An 18,132-nucleotide genomic window follows, 5' to 3' on the forward strand; every position below is an offset into this window, starting at 1 on the left:
TAAAAGGTACTTTTACGCCCCTCATAAATATATAACAAAAACTAAAGACTCAAAATGAACATTTATTTTATCATTATCATATTTTCTCTAACTGGAGCATGCCTTTTAGGGATAATTTCTCGCCAGCTTAATCGCGGCGCCCTATCTCTAGAACTCCCTGAAGAATTCAAAACAACATTTGACCCTGAAAAATACCGTAAATCTCAAGATTATGCCAAAGCAGGAATAGGATTTGAGAATGTAACAAGCTCATTTATGACTACTGTTACCCTTCTTTTCATTGTCTGGGGTGGATTTAATGCTCTAGACATCTGGGCAGCCGGCTTCGGTTATGGAGAAGTAGTTACCGGGCTAATCTTTTTCGCAGGGCTTGCCATTTTAAGTGACATTCTTTCGATGCCATTCTCTGTCTACCAAACTTTTGTAATCGAAGAAAAGTTCGGTTTTAATAAAACCAACCTTAAAACTTTTATAGTAGACAAAATCAAAGGATATCTTCTTGGTGGAATCATAGGTGGAATACTTTTAAGCGGAATACTCATCTTTTTCAGCGCAGCAGGACAGCTTGCATGGCTTTGGTGCTGGATTTTTATTGTAGTTGTAACTCTCGCCATTCAGTATTTAGCTCCGACTCTAATACTCCCTCTGTTCAACAAATTTACTCCGCTTGAAGAAGGCGAACTCAAAGATAAAATTCAAAATTTTGCGACGACTAATGGATTCGAAATTTCGGGCATTTTCATGATCGATGGTTCCAAAAGGTCCACCAAAGCCAATGCCTACTTCACCGGATTCGGCAAAAAGAAGCGCATCGCACTATTTGATACCCTAATCAACGAACTATCTACTGATGAGATAGTCGCAGTTCTTGCTCACGAAATCGGCCATAGCAAGCTTGGACATGTCCGTAAAATGATGATCATGAGTATGATCAACACAGGACTTATTTTCTTATTAATGTCATTTTTCCTTGGCAATAAAGAATTATTTGCAGCATTTGGGATGCAGCACATATCTATTCACGCAGGATTGATATTCTTCGCTCTTCTCTACACACCTGTATCAATTGTGCTTTCTATATTCTCAAGCGCCAGGTCGCGTAAGCATGAGTTTGAAGCCGATAACTTTGCCGCCGCAACTACGAAGAATCCTTATGCATTAATTGGTGCTTTAAAGACTCTTTCGGTCAGCAACTTATCAAACCTCACGCCACACCCGTTTTATGTATGGCTCGAATACAGTCATCCTCCAGTTCTAAAGCGCATTGAGAATTTGAAATCTCAAAAAATATAAGGACATTTAAGATGCTTCTTGAAAAAGAAAGAATCTCTGTCGTAGAATATGGCCGCAAAATGCTTGAAGCCCGGCTAACTACTGGAACAGGCGGCAACCTAAGTATTTTTAATAGAGAAAAGGGGCTAATGGCAATAAGTGCCAGCGGTCTTAACTATCTAGATGCAACCCCAGCTGACGTTGTTGTAATGGACCTCGATGGCAACCTTCATGATTCAAGGACCTCCCCCTCAAGTGAAGCTGGATTTCACACCGTCCTCTACAACCAACGCCCGGATATTAACGCCGTGGTTCACACTCATTCAGTATATGCTACAACTGTAGCTTGTCTGAACATAGAACTTCCAGCTGTTCATTACCTTGTTGGATTTGCAGGCAAGAAGGTTCCTCTCGCGCCATACGCAACCTTCGGTTCACCGGAGCTAGCGAAAAATGTTGCTGATACAATTGAAAATTACAACGCAGTTTTGCTTGCAAATCATGGATTGATTACTGTAGGAGCACGCATACAAAATGCTTTTGATGCTGCGGAAGAACTTGAACTTATAGCAAGAATTTACATCCAAGCTCTTTCAGTAGGAAAGCCGGTGATAGTGCCCGACGACGAAATGGAAAAAGTAATCCAAAAGTTTTCGACGTATGGTCAGGCTGGCGGAAATAAATAGGAATCACTCCATGCAGACTGAAACTTTACGTGCAATAATCGAAATAGCTTTCCCACTGATCCTCATAATGGACCCTCTGGGGAATCTTCCTACATGCCTGTCCATGTTAAAAGAATTTTCGCCTAGCCGTCAGCGGAAAATATTATTCCGCGAACTGCTATTCGCTCTTGGTATAATTATCTTATTTATGTACCTCGGCGCTGGGCTTATGAAAATGCTCAACATCCACCAGTCAACATTACGTATTGCAGGTGGTGTAATCCTTTTCATCATTTCCATGAAAATGGTTTTCCCGCAGCCGGACAAATTGAAAATTTCCGCAGAAAAAGATCCTTTCATTGTCCCTATTGCTGTCCCTCTATTCGCAGGACCTTCGCTTTTAGCCGCAGTAATGGTTTACGGTTCCAAGGGAAACGCTGACGCTACAGTGCTATCAGGAGTGATGCTCGCGTGGTCTGTCTGTTTCGGAATAATGATGATAGGGCCTACGTTAGCCAGTTTCTTAGGCAAACGCGGACTTAGGGCCTGTGAAAGGCTTATGGGGCTAATCCTGATTCTTCTTTCAGTCCAGATGCTTGAGGACGGAATTGAATTTTATATTCGGAATGTGCTCTCTAAATAGCCTGCGGCTGCATGAATATATTTTGAAGAGACGGAACTCTCACATTCTTATAAAAACTTATGAAATGGCATCTCACAGAAATAAAATTGAGCAAACTTGAGATAATCTTTCATATTTTAGTCAAAATATTTGGCTATCATATCTTTCAACACGACCATATCAATCGGCTTTGAAATATACTCATCAATCCCTAAAGAGGACAATTTGTCGAAATCTCCATCTCCAGCATAGGCACTCATCATAAGTATAGGAATGCGCTTATCCCCTGCCTCATTTTTACGAATAGACTTCACAGCATCATATCCGTCCATTTCAGGCATCTGAATATCCATGAGAACCAAGTCGCAGTCATCTTCCTTCAAGCAATTAAGAACCTCAAATCCTGTCGAAGCGGTACGTACAACATATCCCCATTTTTCGAGCTTTTTGCGCAGCATAAATTGACTGCTCATATCATCTTCGGCAAGCAAGATACTTTTAATAGAATTTTCCGTAATGCATTCATCGATTCTTTTTTCATCAATAATCAGCGCCTTCAGCTCAAATCCGAATGATGCTCCGACTTCCGACCCAAAATTTATTTTGCCACCTATCTTCTCGACAGTATCTCTAAAATATTCTGAAAGACTCCCCACGTCGAGAGAGTCCCTGTCTCCAAAGGGGTCTTCAACCCAGAAACAGAAATCAGCTTCCCTGCCAGAAATATTTTTGACAGTAATTCCGGCGCGAAGGACCTTCCCCTTAAGAAGACTCATAGCATTGCTCAACAAACCAAAAATAGCACGAGACACACCACGCCCATTTCCCTGCATATTTTCAGGTAAGTTCTCACATGTAATAAAATAAATACTCCGCCCGTCAAGTTCTATGGTCGGAGTATAAATATCTAAATTTTTTGAAAAAGCTCTAGCCGGATTAAAAAAACCGTTATCATTTTCAGTATCATCTTCTCCAGAAAAAGCATGTAATAAAGTGTTCAATGCACTCATATATCTTTCTGCCGATTGCAAGCCCTTGGCTGCATATCCCTTAGCAATTTGCGGTAATTCTTCGCGGGTTAAAGCCTTAAAGCTCCCTATAATACCTACAAATGGAGTCCTCAATTCGTGACATAAACTGCTCATAGAAAAAGGAACTTCAGAAGACGAGAAGCTGACCGCACTATTATCAGCGAGAGAATCCATATTTCTGGCATACCCTATAATTGCAACAGGTTTACCCATGTCATTTTTCAACAGCGAATGCTGGACAGCCAAATTAATAGTATTTCCATAACTATCCTTAGCAGGTAGCATAAAATGACTATCAACTCCGGTTGCAGCTACATTAGAAATATCCTCTAAAATAGTTGAGGCCAAATGGGGGGGAAGATAAGTACGAACATTATTCCCGACACAAAGGGTGGGATCAGAAACTCCCGCATATTTAGCGAAGACCTTATTAACCTTTAAAAAATTACCGTCGAAATCTTCAATAAAGACACTTTCCGGGGAATTATCCATAACAGCGGTTAGATATTCTTTTTGAAGGGAAAGTTCTTTTTCGATATTCTTAAAACTTGAAACATCTCTGACAGCACCAACAATTCCAGCAGGCTGGCCATATTCATCCAAAAGTAACTTTGCATCTTCTGCAATATGCAAAGGTTCTCCGCTTACATTAGGAACCAGCGATTCAAAACCGTGAACTTCACCCTCTGAAAAAAGACGATCCATAAAAACCCTGCGCGATTCAGGGTCAACACAAAAAGGCCCCTTTAAGGATCCACTATCGCTTTTTTGTAATTTTGAGACACAACCAGCAATCTTATTACAAATGTCATTTGCAAAAACGCATTCTCCATCAATATTTGCTCGATATAAACCAACATCTGAACAATCCAAAACTGATGAGTAAAAACTGTTCTGTTTTTTTAAATCATTATCGGCCCTAGCCATAAACCTATTTATTCCACAAATTGAGACTACCCCCACGCCCAAAACACACACCAGAGATATCATTGGGTGTAGAATTTGTAGAGCTCCTGCGATGTAAGCCCCACAAATACATATAAAAAGTAGAATTAAGTAAAAATAACGATGCATAACTATATAATCTCGGATAGTGTCAGTTTATATTATGAGACAATTAACGTTTCTAACAATCTGGAAATAATTTAGACTTGCACACTACTATATTGGACCATACCTTATATAGCAAGAGTTATAGCAATCGTAACACAATATATTGATTTTTAGACAACAAAAAACCTGCCCTCAAATAAGAAGAGCAGGTTTTATATCTGTGGAGAAAAGAGTAAGACTATTAAACAAGTCTCAATTTAAAGACTTAGCGTCATTCCCTGATCAGGATTAATCTCAGGAACTGCTTCAGATGAAGAATCCTGATTTACGGTTCTAAGCATCGCTAACTCTTCCACGGAAAGAATTTTATTAATATCAAGGATGATCACAAAATCTTCACCCTGCTTACCCATGCCGCGAATGAAATCTGTCTTGATAGTAGTTCCCATTCTAGGCGGCTCTTCAATCATATCCTCAGTGAGCTCAATAACTTCTCTAACAGAATCAGCTAATGCGCCCATAACGGTGCTGTCTCCATCAAAGAGAACTTCCACAATAATAATACAAGTATTAATTGTGTCTTCTGTCTTGCTCATACCGAATTTCAATCGCATGTCGACAACCGGTACAGCATGCCCACGGAGATTAATTACTCCGCGCATAAACTTAGGAGTCCGGGGAATCCTTGTTATAGGCGTCAACTCTAGCACTTCTCTAACACTAGAGATATCCAGAGCATAGATATCTTTGTTTAACGTAAATGTTAGATACTGATTCATCGTGCTGTTCATTCCATCGCCCATCTTGCACCTACTCTATTTAAATAAGGTTAATAAATCCGCTGTAAATATAGTTTACAATAATAAAAATACAAAAAATCATCTAGCTCTAATTAAAGTTATTTTTTTATACACATAAAAATAGTTCTTTTAACATAACCCACTAACTAAAGGAAATCATAAACCTGTACGTAAATATTCTTTTAAAACGGCCAAAAGCTTTTCTAACTCGCTTTCAATGCTTAAAAAATAACTACGGCTCTCTTCAATATCCCCTTTCCGTGCAGCCACCTCAGTAGCCTCTGCAATCTGGGCAAGACGAGGGGCACGAATGGTAGCCGTGATACCTTTCAAAGCATGAGAGTACTTAACAACCAGATCAATATCATTCTCTTCAAAACCCTTTGAAAGAGAGCTCACACGTTCAGGAGCATCTGAAAGATATACCTTCAAAATCTCAATACCAAGTTCCCTATCTTCTCCGAGATGATACAAAAAAGCAGAAGCATTGAATATTTCATCAGAATTCATAATTAATTACCGTTTATAATATGTCAAAATTTAACAATTTACCAATGAGTACTAGTTAGTACCAATAACATACTAATCAATAATTAACTATTTCTAATAACCTTCCGAACCCGCCTATTTTTTTGATCCAAAATCTCTCGCAACCACCTTTAATTGCTACCTCTTTAGAAACCTTCAATTCAGCAACCCCTTCATCGTAGCGGAAAATTTTCAAATTAACGAGTCCAAGATCCGCGCTCATTCTCCAATCTTCTGGGTGATGTAAGGTTAAGTGAGATAAAAAACCAAGCCGCATGTATTCTGCGCCCATAACTCCGGCAAACAAGGAATCCAGACGCTTATATATTTCTATATTTTTTGAGTCTAACCGTAGAGCTACAAAATAACAATGAGCTGCACACGCAGGAAAATCATTATCCTCATTAAATGCGACCCCAGGCATTATATTTATCCCCGCCCTTGAAAGCTCTCGCCCCCAAAGCATAAGCAGATTAACTTCATCTGCGGGATTTTCAAATTCATTGGGCCGCACACTATTCTGATAACGATACCAAAAGTGTTTAGCTAAATCCCAATTACCAACCCTACTGCTACCAATAGAAGCCGACATGTTAAAGCGAACATCATCAGCACCATCTCCACTATTCAAATATGAGCGGACTACATCCATAAATTCCTTATCCATATGCCCCTTAACAAAGATCCTCAGTAATGCAGTATCTTTGATAATCCCGTCAGGGCCACGTCTTAAACCGCCAATGATATCTTCCCATAAAAGGGACGCTTGTCCTGTTTCGCCTAAAGCGGCCTGAACCTGATAGTATAAAAAATCATTTTCAGCACAATCAATAGTTTGCGCTGAAAGACCTTTTGCGAAATCTAAAATTGTTGCCATGCGGTTAGCCGGCATATGATCTCGCAAAACACGCTCATACGCAGCAAGCCCCATAGATGCTGCAAGCTTAGAGTCACGGATAAAACGATCAAGAATATCTTTCAGTTCCAGAACATCTTTGTAAACGGCAATTTCTTTACCATCTTCAAATAGCTCTCCAAGTTCCTCTCCGACATATGGAGTGACCACTGCGCATGCACATGAAGCTCCTTCAAACAAACGAAAATTAACTTCTCCGAACAAAGCTTCGTTCGGCACAATGCGGGTTTGCTTATAAAGGGTCATCATCTGCGAAACACTGAGCCCGTCCACCATATTCAAGTCGTACCCGCTCTTTAAAAAATCCACAAACCATTGCCGAGAAGGTCTTTGCGGTGACACACGTCCAACGAAGGTCATATCATGTTCGCGCTTACTGTAAGGGATAACTCCTTCCTGAGTTCCAGTCTCAGGACCAAGCCGTCCTCCCATCCACGGAACCCAGCAAATTTTTGCAGTGCAAACTTTCTCTAATAAAGGAACATACTTCTTCTGAGTAGTAAGCACGCCATCAAACATTGAACCATATAAGCCATGCCAATACATATTCATATGCGTATCAACCGACCAAAATAACTTTATGCAATCAACCGATGACAATCCACGTAAAAAAACTCTGCTACCCAGAGACTCCTGCTGCAAAATAATATCAGGAACAAACCCGATTTTCGCAAGCTCACAATGTACATCGACTTCTCGCTCTGACGTAGAAAGTGAATAGACTTCATGCCCAGAGGCTTTAAAAACATCGACCATGGGCTTGCGGCAATTAACTAAAAATATCTTTTGCATAAGGAAATATATACCTTAATAATCTTTAACTTTAAAGTTATTCAAGTAATAGAAAACGTTAAACAAGACCATTCCCATTCGCTAGCTTTTCTTTATCCTTAACCGTGGCAAAAGCCTTCCCCAGACCATTGCCCCAGTTCATGAGGCCATCCATAGAAGAAATAAGACTTGCATCTAAAAACTGCATATTCTCATATGGAACCTGCACAACATGACCAACGCCAGGGGCCGGTGAAGATGGAACAAACACCACGGCCATATCCTCTCCGCTACGTTCAATAAAAAGACCGAACACGGACATCTCTCCAGCTGAAAGAGAAAATAAAACGGGAGCAAAATTTTCAGCCCCAGCTCCACTTGTCTGATCAACTATTCTCTTGATAAGCGTAAACATGGGAACTTTAGTTAACAACTTATCAAGCAACCCGACAGAATATCCGCCAGCTCTGGTTCTGATAAGCATGCCAACTACAAAGCATATGCAAACAATAATCAAAACTCCGGCTGCGAGAATCAGAGCATGATAGAGCGGCCCGTCAAGACCTATGGCTTCAGTCATTGCATCCGAAAAGGCCATAAACATTTCAACCCCTTCAAAAACAAGGTAAGCAATAAGACAAATTGGCAGCAAAACAAAGAAACCACCCATCACGGAAGATTTGATAAATTCAATAAATGCTTTCATAAAGACCCCTCCTCTAAAAAAGCAATTATCCTATCCTGTCTCTTTTAGCCACTAATCAAGCCGATTAGGCTATCTCATCGAAAAAAGCCGCTCCTCCATATGGAGAAGCGGCTTTTTATTACTAACTTACACGAAGTTCGAACTAGTGACCTGAAGGAGCGGCTCCACCATTTGGATGGCAACCGGCACAAGTAACAGGACCTAAATCTTTTTCGATATGACAGTTTGAACATAGCTTATGATAAGCGTTGCGAAGTCCTGTTTTTCCAGACTCAGGCTTAACCTGATGACAGGAAGAACATTTCTCATCTTCGGAACTTTCATCTTCAACTAGCTTACCGTCTTCCCACACGTGGTGACAAGCGGCACAGTCTTCAATTCCAGCCTTTTCGTTGTGTTCATCATGAGCGAACACCGCGGCAGGGCGTGTTGGATGCACGAATGCAGGATCTTGCAGGAATGTGATTTCATCCTGACAAAATGCGGGCACCATGTAGAGAAAGACACAGGCGACAACGGCCGCAATAGTGAATACTCGTTTTAACATTGTAATCGTCCTCCTATTCCACTTCAGGCTTTTCCATGAGATCATAGATAAGATCACCGAAGAATTTAATGTCCATGCCCAGTTCATAATAGTGAACTAAATCTTCAAGTCCACCGTGGCAGTTGTGACAAGGTGCAAGGATTGTTTTAACGCCAGTAGCTTTAAGCTGCTCGGCCTTAATCCTGTTCCCCTTCATACGGACATTCTTGAACGGAGGCCCACAGTTGATAACACCGCCACCAGCAGCACAACAGTAGTTATGCTCGAGATTAGGGTGCATTTCGACCACATTATCACAAAGTGCGTGAGCAAGTTTGCGAGACTGTTCCATCAAACCGCGTCCGCGGATGATATTACATGGATCGTGTATAGTAATCGGTTCTTGGAATTTTTCACGCAGCTTAATTTTGCCTGCTTCAAATAATTCCCAGAAGAATTCAACAGAGTGAACTACTTCAATAGGGTACATATCCCATGCATCCCAACGGTTACCCTGATCATATACTGAGCGGAATGCGTGTCCACACTCACCCATAACGATGCGTTTAACCTTGAGATCAAGAGCTGATTCAAAATGACGTTTCTTTAAACGACCCATCATTTCAAAGTCGCCTGTGAACATACACATGTCTGAGTTATCCCAGCCAGGTGATGTCGGCATGGTGAAATCAACCCCGGCCTCGTTCATAATATACGCGGCTTGATAAATGAGCTGAGTACGGAACTTAGGCTCAGGAGCAATAACGGAGTAGTATACGTCCGCGCCTTCCTTATCTAAAGGAATGCGAAGATTAGGCATTTCGTCTCTGGCTTCATCTTCCTGCCATTGCAAGGTATCCATCCACTCGTCATCTTTAAGCCACATCTGGTTCATTGTAGCAGAATGACTGTGAGCGGTATCCTGGATATACTGAGGAGTTACACCCAGCTTGTGGCACATGCGGCGCACCATGCTGATGATATAACCAGTATCAATACCAAGTGGACAGTAATGAATACAGCGACGACATAGGTTACATTCTGTGTAAGCAATCTGAGCCATTTTGTAGACAAACTCAGGACTGACTTTACAGTCTTTGCGTAATATTTCGCCAAGTGTCTGATGAACCTTACCTGCAGGAGAGTAGGAAGGATCATCGTCATTTGATTTATAGTAATGGCAAGCATCAGAGCACATACCGCAACGCATGCAGGTTTCTGCATACAACTTCAGCTTGGCTCCAGTTTCTCCTTCGAGAACCTGCCTGAGAGTATTTTCGATGCGCTGAGGGGTCAGGCGGGATACGCCCCGATTCAGCCCGGCATCCTCAATTTTCCTGTCAAATGTCATTTGAAAACTCCTTGTAGGGACTTTGGTTACCAGTCCTTAGAGTGGCGAACGCCACCGAACTCAGACCCGATGTAGGCTCTAGTAAAGAAGCCGAACAACATATGGCTGAGGCGGGAGAAAGGAATGCTGACAAGCATGATTTCTCCGCAAAGGATATGTAGTACAAGCATTACCTTGTCGTTTCCGATCTGGTGATATGCCAGAATACCGAAGAGGACTGTCAAAGCCGGAATGGCTAGAGCGACCCAATCTTTACCGGTAGTTAAGAAACGAACATCACGCTGCAAGCAGCGGCGAAGACCGAAGTATACGCAGCATGCTACGAGTACGATGGACATGATGTCGGCAATAGTATCCGGGAGTGTTGGCCAGCTGATGCCAAAAAACTGATCCCAGAGAACCACGTGTCCCATAAGGAACAAAGGAACAATGACAAGACAAATGTGAAAAACAAAAGTTACCAGAGTAGTATAAGGATTACTCTGCCAACCAAGGGCTCCAGATGGATTGAGCCAGTGCAGAATGGAACGCATTCCGTACTTAAAACTCATGTAATGCAAGGACGATCCGTCCTTAGCTTTTGCAAGCTTATACATTGAAACCATTTTGAATATGGAACCGATAAGAAACACGCCCCAGGCGATCCACGCCAGAGGGCCTACTACGAATGCATAAAGAGTGTTCATGCGCATTGCCTCCGGCTGTTAGAATTCGCTCACATCAGCTACGATGCGGACAAACTTTCCGCCATCTATCGCGCGGATAAGTACCTTAGTAGAACAAGGGCTGAAAGCAGGCTCCCAACATTGGTCAAAGTCCTGCCCGTAAGGTTTTCCATCAAGAACAACGGTAAAGCGTCCGTTCTTTTCAACCTTAGCGGCAACCTTTGTACTGTCAGCACTGAAAACAGGTTTCCAAGCCATTTCATAGGAAGTAGGCCAAACTTTTCCGTCACAAAGAACAGAATAAGCAGTACCATCTTTTCCGAGAGCAGCTCCGCGGTTACCATCAGGACTTACAGCAAGGTCAATAACAACTGGAGAAGTTATGCTCCAAGGAGTTCCATCTACAGCAACAGTAAAAGAACCAAATTTTGGTGCAACTATTGCCCATAGCTTGCTACCATCTGCACTAAACTGCTGGTGCCAACACTGAGCAAACTTAGTAGGCCAGATAACTTCGCCATCCTGAGCCATACCCCATTTACCACCTAAACGGACAGGCGCAGCAACAGCTCCACTTGCAGGGTTAAAGCAAGGATCCCACACACACTGAAATTCACGTTGCCAAATCTTCCCGTCAATCGCGATAGTGTAATCGTAGAGTGTTTTTCGAATCTGACACGCCACCTTTTCACACTTCGGATCAAATACGGGAGTGTAACAGTTCATGAAGACTTTATCCCAAGCTTTACCGTTCACAGCAACGGAATAGATACCTTTCTGAAAGGTCTCAATATCAGCCTGAGCTAGGGGAGCAACCTGGACGACTGCGGCAGTACTCTTGCCGTCGTCACCCAATGCAAAGTTATTAGCATTTGCAAAAAAGTTTTCCCAAAGAACTCCGTCTATGCCCATTCCGTATTCTGTATCCTGCTGAACAGCGCAGACTATAGAACCGTCAGGACCGAATGTTGTGCCCCATATATAGCCATACATTTCAGGCCAATGAGTTCCATCAACAGACAAAGTCCATTCTCCTTCCTGCTGTACGATACCGGTAAGTCTGCTATCTGGAGAAAATTTTAGGTAAAAAACCCTATCATATCTCTCATCCCAAACCTTTCCGTTAACGCAAGCAGTGAATTCCATATCGCCAGTCTTTACGACCGCTCCGACCTTTTCTCCGTCAGAGCTAGCGTGGAATTCTTCCACCCACTCAAATTTACTGGACCAAGAGCTAACGTCTTGGACCTCTCGCCTACCGGGATTCCAATCCCACGTGGACGCATTAGGCATCTTATGCCTCCTCATTCCGAAAATTTGGTGTGTCCGCCAACACTTGCCAAATCATGCTCGGTTTTTCGGGTGCCATGCACCCTGTTTTCTAACCAAATCTAGTCACATCTCTTGGTCGGAACAAACCTAATCGCACAAATCCAAAGACCCATGTGAACTTATTACTGGAGGTTAAATCGCATATTTTAGAAAACAGGACAATAGCAACCGACAGGATTCTCTCTCTAATTCTCCTCAAAAAAATAGGACAATTACAGTTAAAAACTGCAATTGCCCTACATATAAAATCATATAATTAAGATGTTTAGATTGCTACTATTCCAAATATCACACCACTAAAATCTTAACAAAAACGGGAGATATATATTTTTATTCAGAGTATAACGGTATACTATTATAGGTCCAATTCTTCGCAAATATAGTCATAATCAAGCTCAGAATTAACTAAACGGGCTCCATGATTAATTTTAATCATATCTCTAAGCTTATAACTCTCTTGAATTGCTTCCATCTTTTTCGCAACAGAATAAGTATCATCGCGAACAACAATTACCGGAATTTCCATGACCTCAGAGCGAGTCAGGATGATGTCATTAGGGTAAAGATTACCAGTTAAAATAAGGCACGGACAATTGCCCTCAAGCGCAACAAGTTGAACATCTGCCCTGTCACCGCCGACGATAACGGCTGAATTCTTATGGCGCCTAAAGTGAGTGATGAAGTTTTCGACCTGCATTGTACCGATCAAAAAGTTCTCAACGACTCTATCTGCCTTGGTATGAGCTGAAATAATTTTCCCGAACAAACGTTCAGCAAGATCACTAACTTTAATTGCACCCATGAGCGGATCACGAGGGATAATACCCAGAACCTTCACACCCTGTTTCTCAAGGAAAGGCACAAGCAGAGACTTAAGCTCATCCATATAATGTTCAGGAACATCGTTAAAAACTACACCAAGAAAGTCATCTCCAAGCTCCTGCTGAACACGAAGGACATAGTCATATTTAAATTCTTTAGAATATCTATCCACAAGGATAGTCTTAGCCCCAAGAGCACTAGCAACAGCAGGTCCACTCACACCGCAGTAAGTTCCGGAGCTCAGAAAGCTACCAGAACCTCCGATGATCATTACGTCTTTATCCTGACTAAGTTCTTCATACGCTTCTACTATAGAAGGTTTAAGGTCACCCAGATCTTCAGTAAAAGCCTTTATGGTGAAATCTCTGGTAACGAGAACGGGAGTAACTTTTGCAGGGTCCTGTTCCAACCCAAGCACCTCTTGAATAAAGGCGGCATCGGCATCTCCGGGTCTATTCCCGTCCATATGCGGAACAGCACCGACAGGTTTCATATACCCGACATTAAGCCCGCTGTTGCGGAACTTCAGCCCGAGCGACATAGCCAAAAGGTTTTTACCTGAATAGCCAGTTGTTGATCCTATATAAATCCCTACCATTTATGCCTCCTTTGAAAAATCTTCATCTATAATAATATCCGCTTCTTTCCTGCGGGAAGTCAATTCGCAAATTGTCATCCGGGCGTCAGCAACAAGGGCTTCCTCCGAACTCACAAGCACAGGATTGAATTCGGCTTCGTATATCTCAGGAAAATCATCAGCCAGACAAGACATTCTGATTAAAACATCAGTTATTGCATCGAAATCAACAGGCTCACTGCCCCTGACTCCTTTCAGTAACATATAAGAACGAATCTCACGCACCATGTCTGCAGCGTCTTCAATAGAAAGCGGTGCAAGACGGAACGAGATATCCTTTAAAATATCAACATAAACTCCGCCCAATCCAAACATTAACAACGGCCCGAACTGGTCGTCTCTACGGAAACCGATAATAACTTCACGAGCATTCTTAGAAGCCATCTGCTGCACAAGACAACCCGCAATATACGCATCAGGTCTAAGCCTCTGCGTCTGCGCAGTTATCTGCCAAAAAGCATCGCGAACTTCATCAGCACTATTTAAATCAAGCCAAACCCCGTTCACGTCTGACTTGTGCGAAATATCAGGAGACGCAATCTTCAAGACAACAGGAAAACCGAGCCTTTCTGCTAAAATGACAGCTTCATCGCCGGAACGAGCCAGATCCGATTCAGGAGTAGGCAAACCGTATGCAGTGACAATATCGCGGGCCTGAAATTCTACAAGCTCAGAATGACCAGACTTAAGAGCAGCATCAATGACTTCCCTTGCCGCGTCTAAATCACGATCTGGGACTTCGAATGTTCTCGAAGCGCGTCCCTTCCAGATAGCATACTTGTACATGCTGTCCATGGCTCGGACCGCCTGCTTCGGAAAATCATAAACTGGAATCCCAGCTGCGGAGAAAATTTTTCTAGCTTCTTCACTGTTTTTACGCCCCATAAGACAGCAGAAAACAGGCTTACTTATGTCCGCAGCGCAGCTGGCAACGGTCTCGGCAACCTTATTAAGATTCATATTTTCAGAAGGAGAAACGATGACCAACAGACTATTAATTATAGGGTCCTGCCCCACAACTTTCATGGCCTGACGAAAACGATCAGCATCCGCTTTCCGCAACAAATCAACAGGGTTAAAAATAGAAGCATACCCGGGAAGCATCGGCTGTAATTCAGCTATTGTTTCAGACGAAAAAGAAGGCATGCGCAAATTAGATTCACCACAAGCATCCGCGGCAAGAATACCGGGACCACCGGCATTAGTGATAATACCGAGATTCGGACCATGCGGCAGTTCCTGACAAGAAAAAGCTTTTGCAAGATTGAAAAGATCTTCGAGTCGATCTACTCTGATAATTCCAGACTGCCTGAATGCGGCGTCACATGCTTGATCCGATCCGGCAATAGCTCCCGTATGTGAAGACGCTGCTCGTGCTCCTGCTGGAGTTATTCCGGACTTCATCATTATGACAGGCTTTTTCATGGAAACTTTAACAGCCTGCTCCATGAACCCACGCCCATCCTCAATGTTTTCAACGTAACCTAATACGACTTTGGTAGATGGATCATTGCCCAGATATTCGAGCATTGATGCTTCATTTATCACAGCCTTATTGCCAAGACTTACAAACTTGGAAAAACCGACCCCGGAACCAAGAGCCCAGTCTATAATTGCTACACACAAAGCTCCGGACTGCGAGAAAAAAGCCGTAGAACCAGGCAGCGGGTTTCCTGTGGCAAAGGAAGCGTTAACCCCTCCGGCAGAATTAATCAGCCCAAGGCAGTTTGGTCCCAATAAATTTATTTTGTGTTTTGTAGCCAGAGCAGCAAGTTCATCCTCAAGAAGCCATCCCTCCCGGCCAACTTCACGAAAACCGGCTGAAACAACTATTACGGAACGAACTCCGGCTTCAATAAGTTCTTTAAAAACGGAAAGCACAGCATCACGAGGAACGGCAATTACAGCCAGATCCAGAGATTTATCTATGTCAGACACACTTTTAAAAGTTTTTAAGCCGCAAATATCTTCCCCACGGGAATTCACAGGATATAGCTCACCTTTATATCCGGCATTTTGAAGATTCGTGAAAATCGTATTTCCAATTTTGCCGGAAACAGCAGAAGCGCCGATTACGGCTATCGATGATGGAGTGAAAAGACTATCCAAACTTTCTCCCGAACCCCCTAAATTGTTAAGACAAGGGGGGATGTGCGTTCCCTAAAAAAGTGCAAAGCCTGTCATTTGATCCCTGCAAAGAACGAATATAGTCAGAGTACGATGATCATGGCAAGAATTGAACGCACCACTTCCCGCTGGAATAGAGATAAATTTCATAAAAATTACATCCAAACGTCTAATCAGGCCAAAATATATCATAAATAATTAGCTCACTATAAACTAAGCATTGCGTTTCCACAATAATTGAAAATCAAACATACGGTGAGACTGATAGAATTTTACGGAGTTGAAAACGGTGTGGCGTTGCTGATTCATTTATGGCAATGACAATATAACGTACCGAAAAGAAAAGTAGGTTCAAGCAAAATATATTAACAAGTCTTAAATTAGAGACAACCCTTTACGACACGAAAAATACCTATGCCGTCCAAAAAGTTACTTGCAGAAAAAAATATTAGCGCAGCCATATTAGCTGGTGGCGAAGGAAGCCGGATGGGTCATCTGGATAAGTCCTGTCTTGAAATTTCCGGCGAAAAAATTGTAGAGAGAATTATCCGGCAGCTATCGGGGCTTTTCCTCGAAACATTTGTAATAACTAGAACGCCCGAAAATCACTCGAATTTAAAGGTAAGGCTTGAAGGCGATATCTACGATCGTAGAAGCTCTCTTACAGGCGTGCACGCTGCGTTAAGCCACTCCCGAACAGATCATGTATTCATAACAGCTTGCGATTCCCCCTTCTTGCAAAAAGACCTTGTCACAAAGATGCTCGCACTTCTGACTCCTGAAGACGACGTACTGATCCCCATGCACGCAAATAAAAGATACGAGCCGCTATGCGCCATATATTCGAAACGGTGCCTACCTTACATAGAAGAGAACCTTAATAATAATATTTTCCAAATCATCAGATTCTTTCCAAATGTAAAAGTGACAACAGTAGACGCTGCAACACTCCAGGAACATGATCAAAACCTAGAATCTTTCATCAATGTAAATACGCCTGACGAACTTACCAAAGCGTGTGAGAGAGCTGAAAAATGCAAAAAGATATAAAAAAAGACAATTCACCTTTCCCAAAGAAAATAACTAGACAACAAGCTCTGGCAATTATTGAAAAACAGCTTTCGCCTATTACCGAGCAGTTAATTCCTGTTGCTGAAAGTTGCGATTGTGTCTCCGCTGAAACCATATTTTCCGACGTGTCCATGCCCGAACACGACCGTTCCGCCATGGACGGCTTCGCCATAGCGAGCGCACTGACTGCTACAGCATCCGTAGAATCCCCGGTGACTTTCACTATTTCGGGAGAAGTAAGACCTTCGCCATCAAAGATTGAGGAACAACCTGAAAAATCTATCCAGTCAGAAAGCTTCAGCGCCACAAAGATACTGACAGGTGGAATCATCCCAGACCACGCAGACGCAATTATCCCATTTGAGAACGTTTCAATTTTTAAAGATAAAATTTCAGTGACCACTCCGGTAGGGAGTGGCCCGTTTATTCGCAAAGAGGGGTCTGACATTCTTAATGCGGAAATTATTGTTTCCGAAAACGAACTTATTTCAGCCTGCACAGCTGCTCTTTTAGCGTACACCGGAAAATATCACATCAGGGCCCGCGTAGCTCCATCAGTAGCAGTTCTAGCTGTAGGTAATGAGCTTTGTGATCCATCTAAAACATGCAAGGATGGGCTTATCCCCGCTGACAACCTTATTCTTGTCAAAGGTTTATGCGAATCGAATGGAACAGGACCCGTTAAAATTTCTCCATGTGAAAATTCACCTGAAGCGATAGCCAAAGCTATTAAAGAGAACTCTGACTGCGACCTCATAATTACTACCGGAGGAACAGGGCCGGGTAATAGAGATTTCGTTTTCAACTCTATATATGATGGAGGAGGCAAGCCTTTATTTAAGGGACTGGCCATGCATCCTGCAAAATCAATTTTCGCTTTCAAAATGAATGATACAGCCATTATAGGACTCCCCGGGCCGCCAAACGCTGTCCATTTAGCCTTCCACTCGATAATAAAACCCGTCATAAACATTTTGCTCGGACAGCCTGAAAAAACAGAAACAACCACCGCAATTCTTGCAGACTCCATAAGAGTAAGCAAAGGACGCGAAAAGCTCATACCGTGCAGACTGGAGTCAAAAAACGGCATCGTAAAAGCGGTTCCTATCGATCACAGCAAACTATCTTCTCGTAGAGCTATGTGTCTGGCAAACGCAATAATAATAAGTCCTGCCGGATCAAACAATACAGAAGCAGGTAGCATTGTTGAAGTCCTCACAATGAAATAAACTAAGCT

General features: G+C 42.5%; 16 protein-coding genes. 5 read left to right on the top strand and 11 right to left on the bottom strand.

Annotated features, from left to right (window positions below; translation table 11 throughout):
- Positions 1-54: 54 nt before the first annotated feature.
- Genes BR06_RS0111200 through BR06_RS0111210 form a run of 3 tightly spaced genes read left to right on the top strand, consistent with a single transcriptional unit; the run spans position 55 to position 2,580 of the window.
- On the top strand, positions 55-1,293 hold the full coding sequence (locus BR06_RS0111200) for a M48 family metallopeptidase (protein WP_031482974.1): 1,239 nt from the start codon (positions 55-57) through the stop codon (positions 1,291-1,293).
- 11 nt (positions 1,294-1,304) lie between these two features.
- Positions 1,305-1,958, top strand: a complete 654-nt coding sequence (locus tag BR06_RS0111205; RefSeq protein ID WP_031482976.1) for an L-fuculose-phosphate aldolase — start codon at positions 1,305-1,307, stop codon at positions 1,956-1,958.
- Between the two features lie 10 nt (positions 1,959-1,968).
- A complete protein-coding gene (locus BR06_RS0111210; RefSeq protein WP_031482978.1) occupies positions 1,969-2,580 on the top strand; it encodes a MarC family protein in 612 nt (203 codons plus the stop codon).
- A gap of 116 nt (positions 2,581-2,696) precedes the next feature.
- Here the strand turns inward: BR06_RS0111210 and BR06_RS0111215 are convergent, their stop codons facing one another.
- The 11 genes from BR06_RS0111215 to BR06_RS0111265 form a co-directional block, all read right to left on the bottom strand.
- The gene (locus BR06_RS0111215) at positions 2,697-4,517 is read right to left on the bottom strand and encodes a response regulator (protein WP_031482980.1); all 1,821 of its coding nucleotides are present in this window, start codon (positions 4,515-4,517) and stop codon (positions 2,697-2,699) included.
- Positions 4,518-4,900: 383 nt separating this feature from the next.
- The gene (locus BR06_RS0111220) at positions 4,901-5,446 is read right to left on the bottom strand and encodes a chemotaxis protein CheW (protein ID WP_031482982.1); all 546 of its coding nucleotides are present in this window, start codon (positions 5,444-5,446) and stop codon (positions 4,901-4,903) included.
- A gap of 153 nt (positions 5,447-5,599) precedes the next feature.
- Entirely contained in the window at positions 5,600-5,953 is a 354-nt protein-coding gene (locus BR06_RS0111225) for an Hpt domain-containing protein (protein ID WP_031482984.1), read from the bottom strand.
- A 76-nt stretch (positions 5,954-6,029) separates the two neighbouring features.
- A complete protein-coding gene (locus BR06_RS0111230) occupies positions 6,030-7,679 on the bottom strand; it encodes a glycosyltransferase family protein (protein WP_051677026.1) in 1,650 nt (549 codons plus the stop codon).
- A 58-nt stretch (positions 7,680-7,737) separates the two neighbouring features.
- Positions 7,738-8,364: a DUF502 domain-containing protein gene (locus BR06_RS0111235; protein WP_031482988.1), complete on the bottom strand. Its 627-nt coding sequence runs from the start codon at positions 8,362-8,364 to the stop codon at positions 7,738-7,740.
- Positions 8,365-8,506: 142 nt separating this feature from the next.
- Entirely contained in the window at positions 8,507-8,911 is a 405-nt protein-coding gene (gene tmcA / locus BR06_RS0111240) for an acidic tetraheme cytochrome c3 TmcA (RefSeq protein WP_031482991.1), read from the bottom strand.
- A gap of 13 nt (positions 8,912-8,924) precedes the next feature.
- Positions 8,925-10,241 carry an electron transfer complex ferredoxin TmcB gene (gene tmcB, locus BR06_RS0111245; RefSeq protein WP_031482993.1) on the bottom strand — a complete coding sequence of 439 codons (1,317 nt, stop codon included), beginning with the start codon at positions 10,239-10,241 and terminating at the stop codon, positions 8,925-8,927.
- Between the two features lie 26 nt (positions 10,242-10,267).
- A complete protein-coding gene (gene tmcC / locus BR06_RS0111250) occupies positions 10,268-10,927 on the bottom strand; it encodes a TmcC family electron transfer complex membrane anchor subunit (RefSeq protein WP_031482995.1) in 660 nt (219 codons plus the stop codon).
- Between the two features lie 18 nt (positions 10,928-10,945).
- Entirely contained in the window at positions 10,946-12,199 is a 1,254-nt protein-coding gene (tmcD, locus tag BR06_RS0111255; RefSeq protein ID WP_031482997.1) for an electron transfer complex subunit TmcD, read from the bottom strand.
- 394 nt (positions 12,200-12,593) lie between these two features.
- On the bottom strand, positions 12,594-13,658 hold the full coding sequence (locus BR06_RS0111260; protein WP_031482999.1) for a phosphotransacetylase family protein: 1,065 nt from the start codon (positions 13,656-13,658) through the stop codon (positions 12,594-12,596).
- The gene (locus BR06_RS0111265) at positions 13,659-15,806 is read right to left on the bottom strand and encodes an acetate--CoA ligase family protein (protein ID WP_051677028.1); all 2,148 of its coding nucleotides are present in this window, start codon (positions 15,804-15,806) and stop codon (positions 13,659-13,661) included.
- Positions 15,807-16,238: 432 nt separating this feature from the next.
- Between BR06_RS0111265 and mobA the strand changes: the two genes are divergently transcribed.
- The gene (gene mobA / locus BR06_RS0111270) at positions 16,239-16,874 is read left to right on the top strand and encodes a molybdenum cofactor guanylyltransferase (protein WP_034603000.1); all 636 of its coding nucleotides are present in this window, start codon (positions 16,239-16,241) and stop codon (positions 16,872-16,874) included.
- The gene (locus BR06_RS0111275) at positions 16,859-18,124 is read left to right on the top strand and encodes a molybdopterin molybdotransferase MoeA (RefSeq protein ID WP_031483006.1); all 1,266 of its coding nucleotides are present in this window, start codon (positions 16,859-16,861) and stop codon (positions 18,122-18,124) included. Before mobA ends, BR06_RS0111275 begins: the two co-directional genes overlap by 16 nt.
- Positions 18,125-18,132: the final 8 nt, after the last annotated feature.

The organism is Maridesulfovibrio frigidus DSM 17176 (assembly GCF_000711735.1).
Taxonomy (GTDB): Bacteria; Desulfobacterota; Desulfovibrionia; order Desulfovibrionales; family Desulfovibrionaceae; genus Maridesulfovibrio; species Maridesulfovibrio frigidus.

Bases quoted from the DNA above. Each gene is read 5' to 3' on its own strand.
- BR06_RS0111200 (WP_031482974.1), top strand. From the start codon at position 55: ATGAACATTTATTTTATCATTATCATATTTTCTCTAACTGGAGCATGC.
- BR06_RS0111205 (WP_031482976.1), top strand. From the start codon at position 1,305: ATGCTTCTTGAAAAAGAAAGAATCTCTGTCGTAGAATATGGCCGCAAA.
- BR06_RS0111210 (WP_031482978.1), top strand. From the start codon at position 1,969: ATGCAGACTGAAACTTTACGTGCAATAATCGAAATAGCTTTCCCACTG.
- BR06_RS0111215 (WP_031482980.1), bottom strand. From the start codon at position 4,517: ATGGCTAGGGCCGATAATGATTTAAAAAAACAGAACAGTTTTTACTCA.
- BR06_RS0111220 (WP_031482982.1), bottom strand. From the start codon at position 5,446: ATGGGCGATGGAATGAACAGCACGATGAATCAGTATCTAACATTTACG.
- BR06_RS0111225 (WP_031482984.1), bottom strand. From the start codon at position 5,953: ATGAATTCTGATGAAATATTCAATGCTTCTGCTTTTTTGTATCATCTC.
- BR06_RS0111230 (WP_051677026.1), bottom strand. From the start codon at position 7,679: ATGCAAAAGATATTTTTAGTTAATTGCCGCAAGCCCATGGTCGATGTT.
- BR06_RS0111235 (WP_031482988.1), bottom strand. From the start codon at position 8,364: ATGAAAGCATTTATTGAATTTATCAAATCTTCCGTGATGGGTGGTTTC.
- tmcA (WP_031482991.1), bottom strand. From the start codon at position 8,911: ATGTTAAAACGAGTATTCACTATTGCGGCCGTTGTCGCCTGTGTCTTT.
- tmcB (WP_031482993.1), bottom strand. From the start codon at position 10,241: ATGACATTTGACAGGAAAATTGAGGATGCCGGGCTGAATCGGGGCGTA.
- tmcC (WP_031482995.1), bottom strand. From the start codon at position 10,927: ATGAACACTCTTTATGCATTCGTAGTAGGCCCTCTGGCGTGGATCGCC.
- tmcD (WP_031482997.1), bottom strand. From the start codon at position 12,199: ATGCCTAATGCGTCCACGTGGGATTGGAATCCCGGTAGGCGAGAGGTC.
- BR06_RS0111260 (WP_031482999.1), bottom strand. From the start codon at position 13,658: ATGGTAGGGATTTATATAGGATCAACAACTGGCTATTCAGGTAAAAAC.
- mobA (WP_034603000.1), top strand. From the start codon at position 16,239: ATGCCGTCCAAAAAGTTACTTGCAGAAAAAAATATTAGCGCAGCCATA.
- BR06_RS0111275 (WP_031483006.1), top strand. From the start codon at position 16,859: ATGCAAAAAGATATAAAAAAAGACAATTCACCTTTCCCAAAGAAAATA.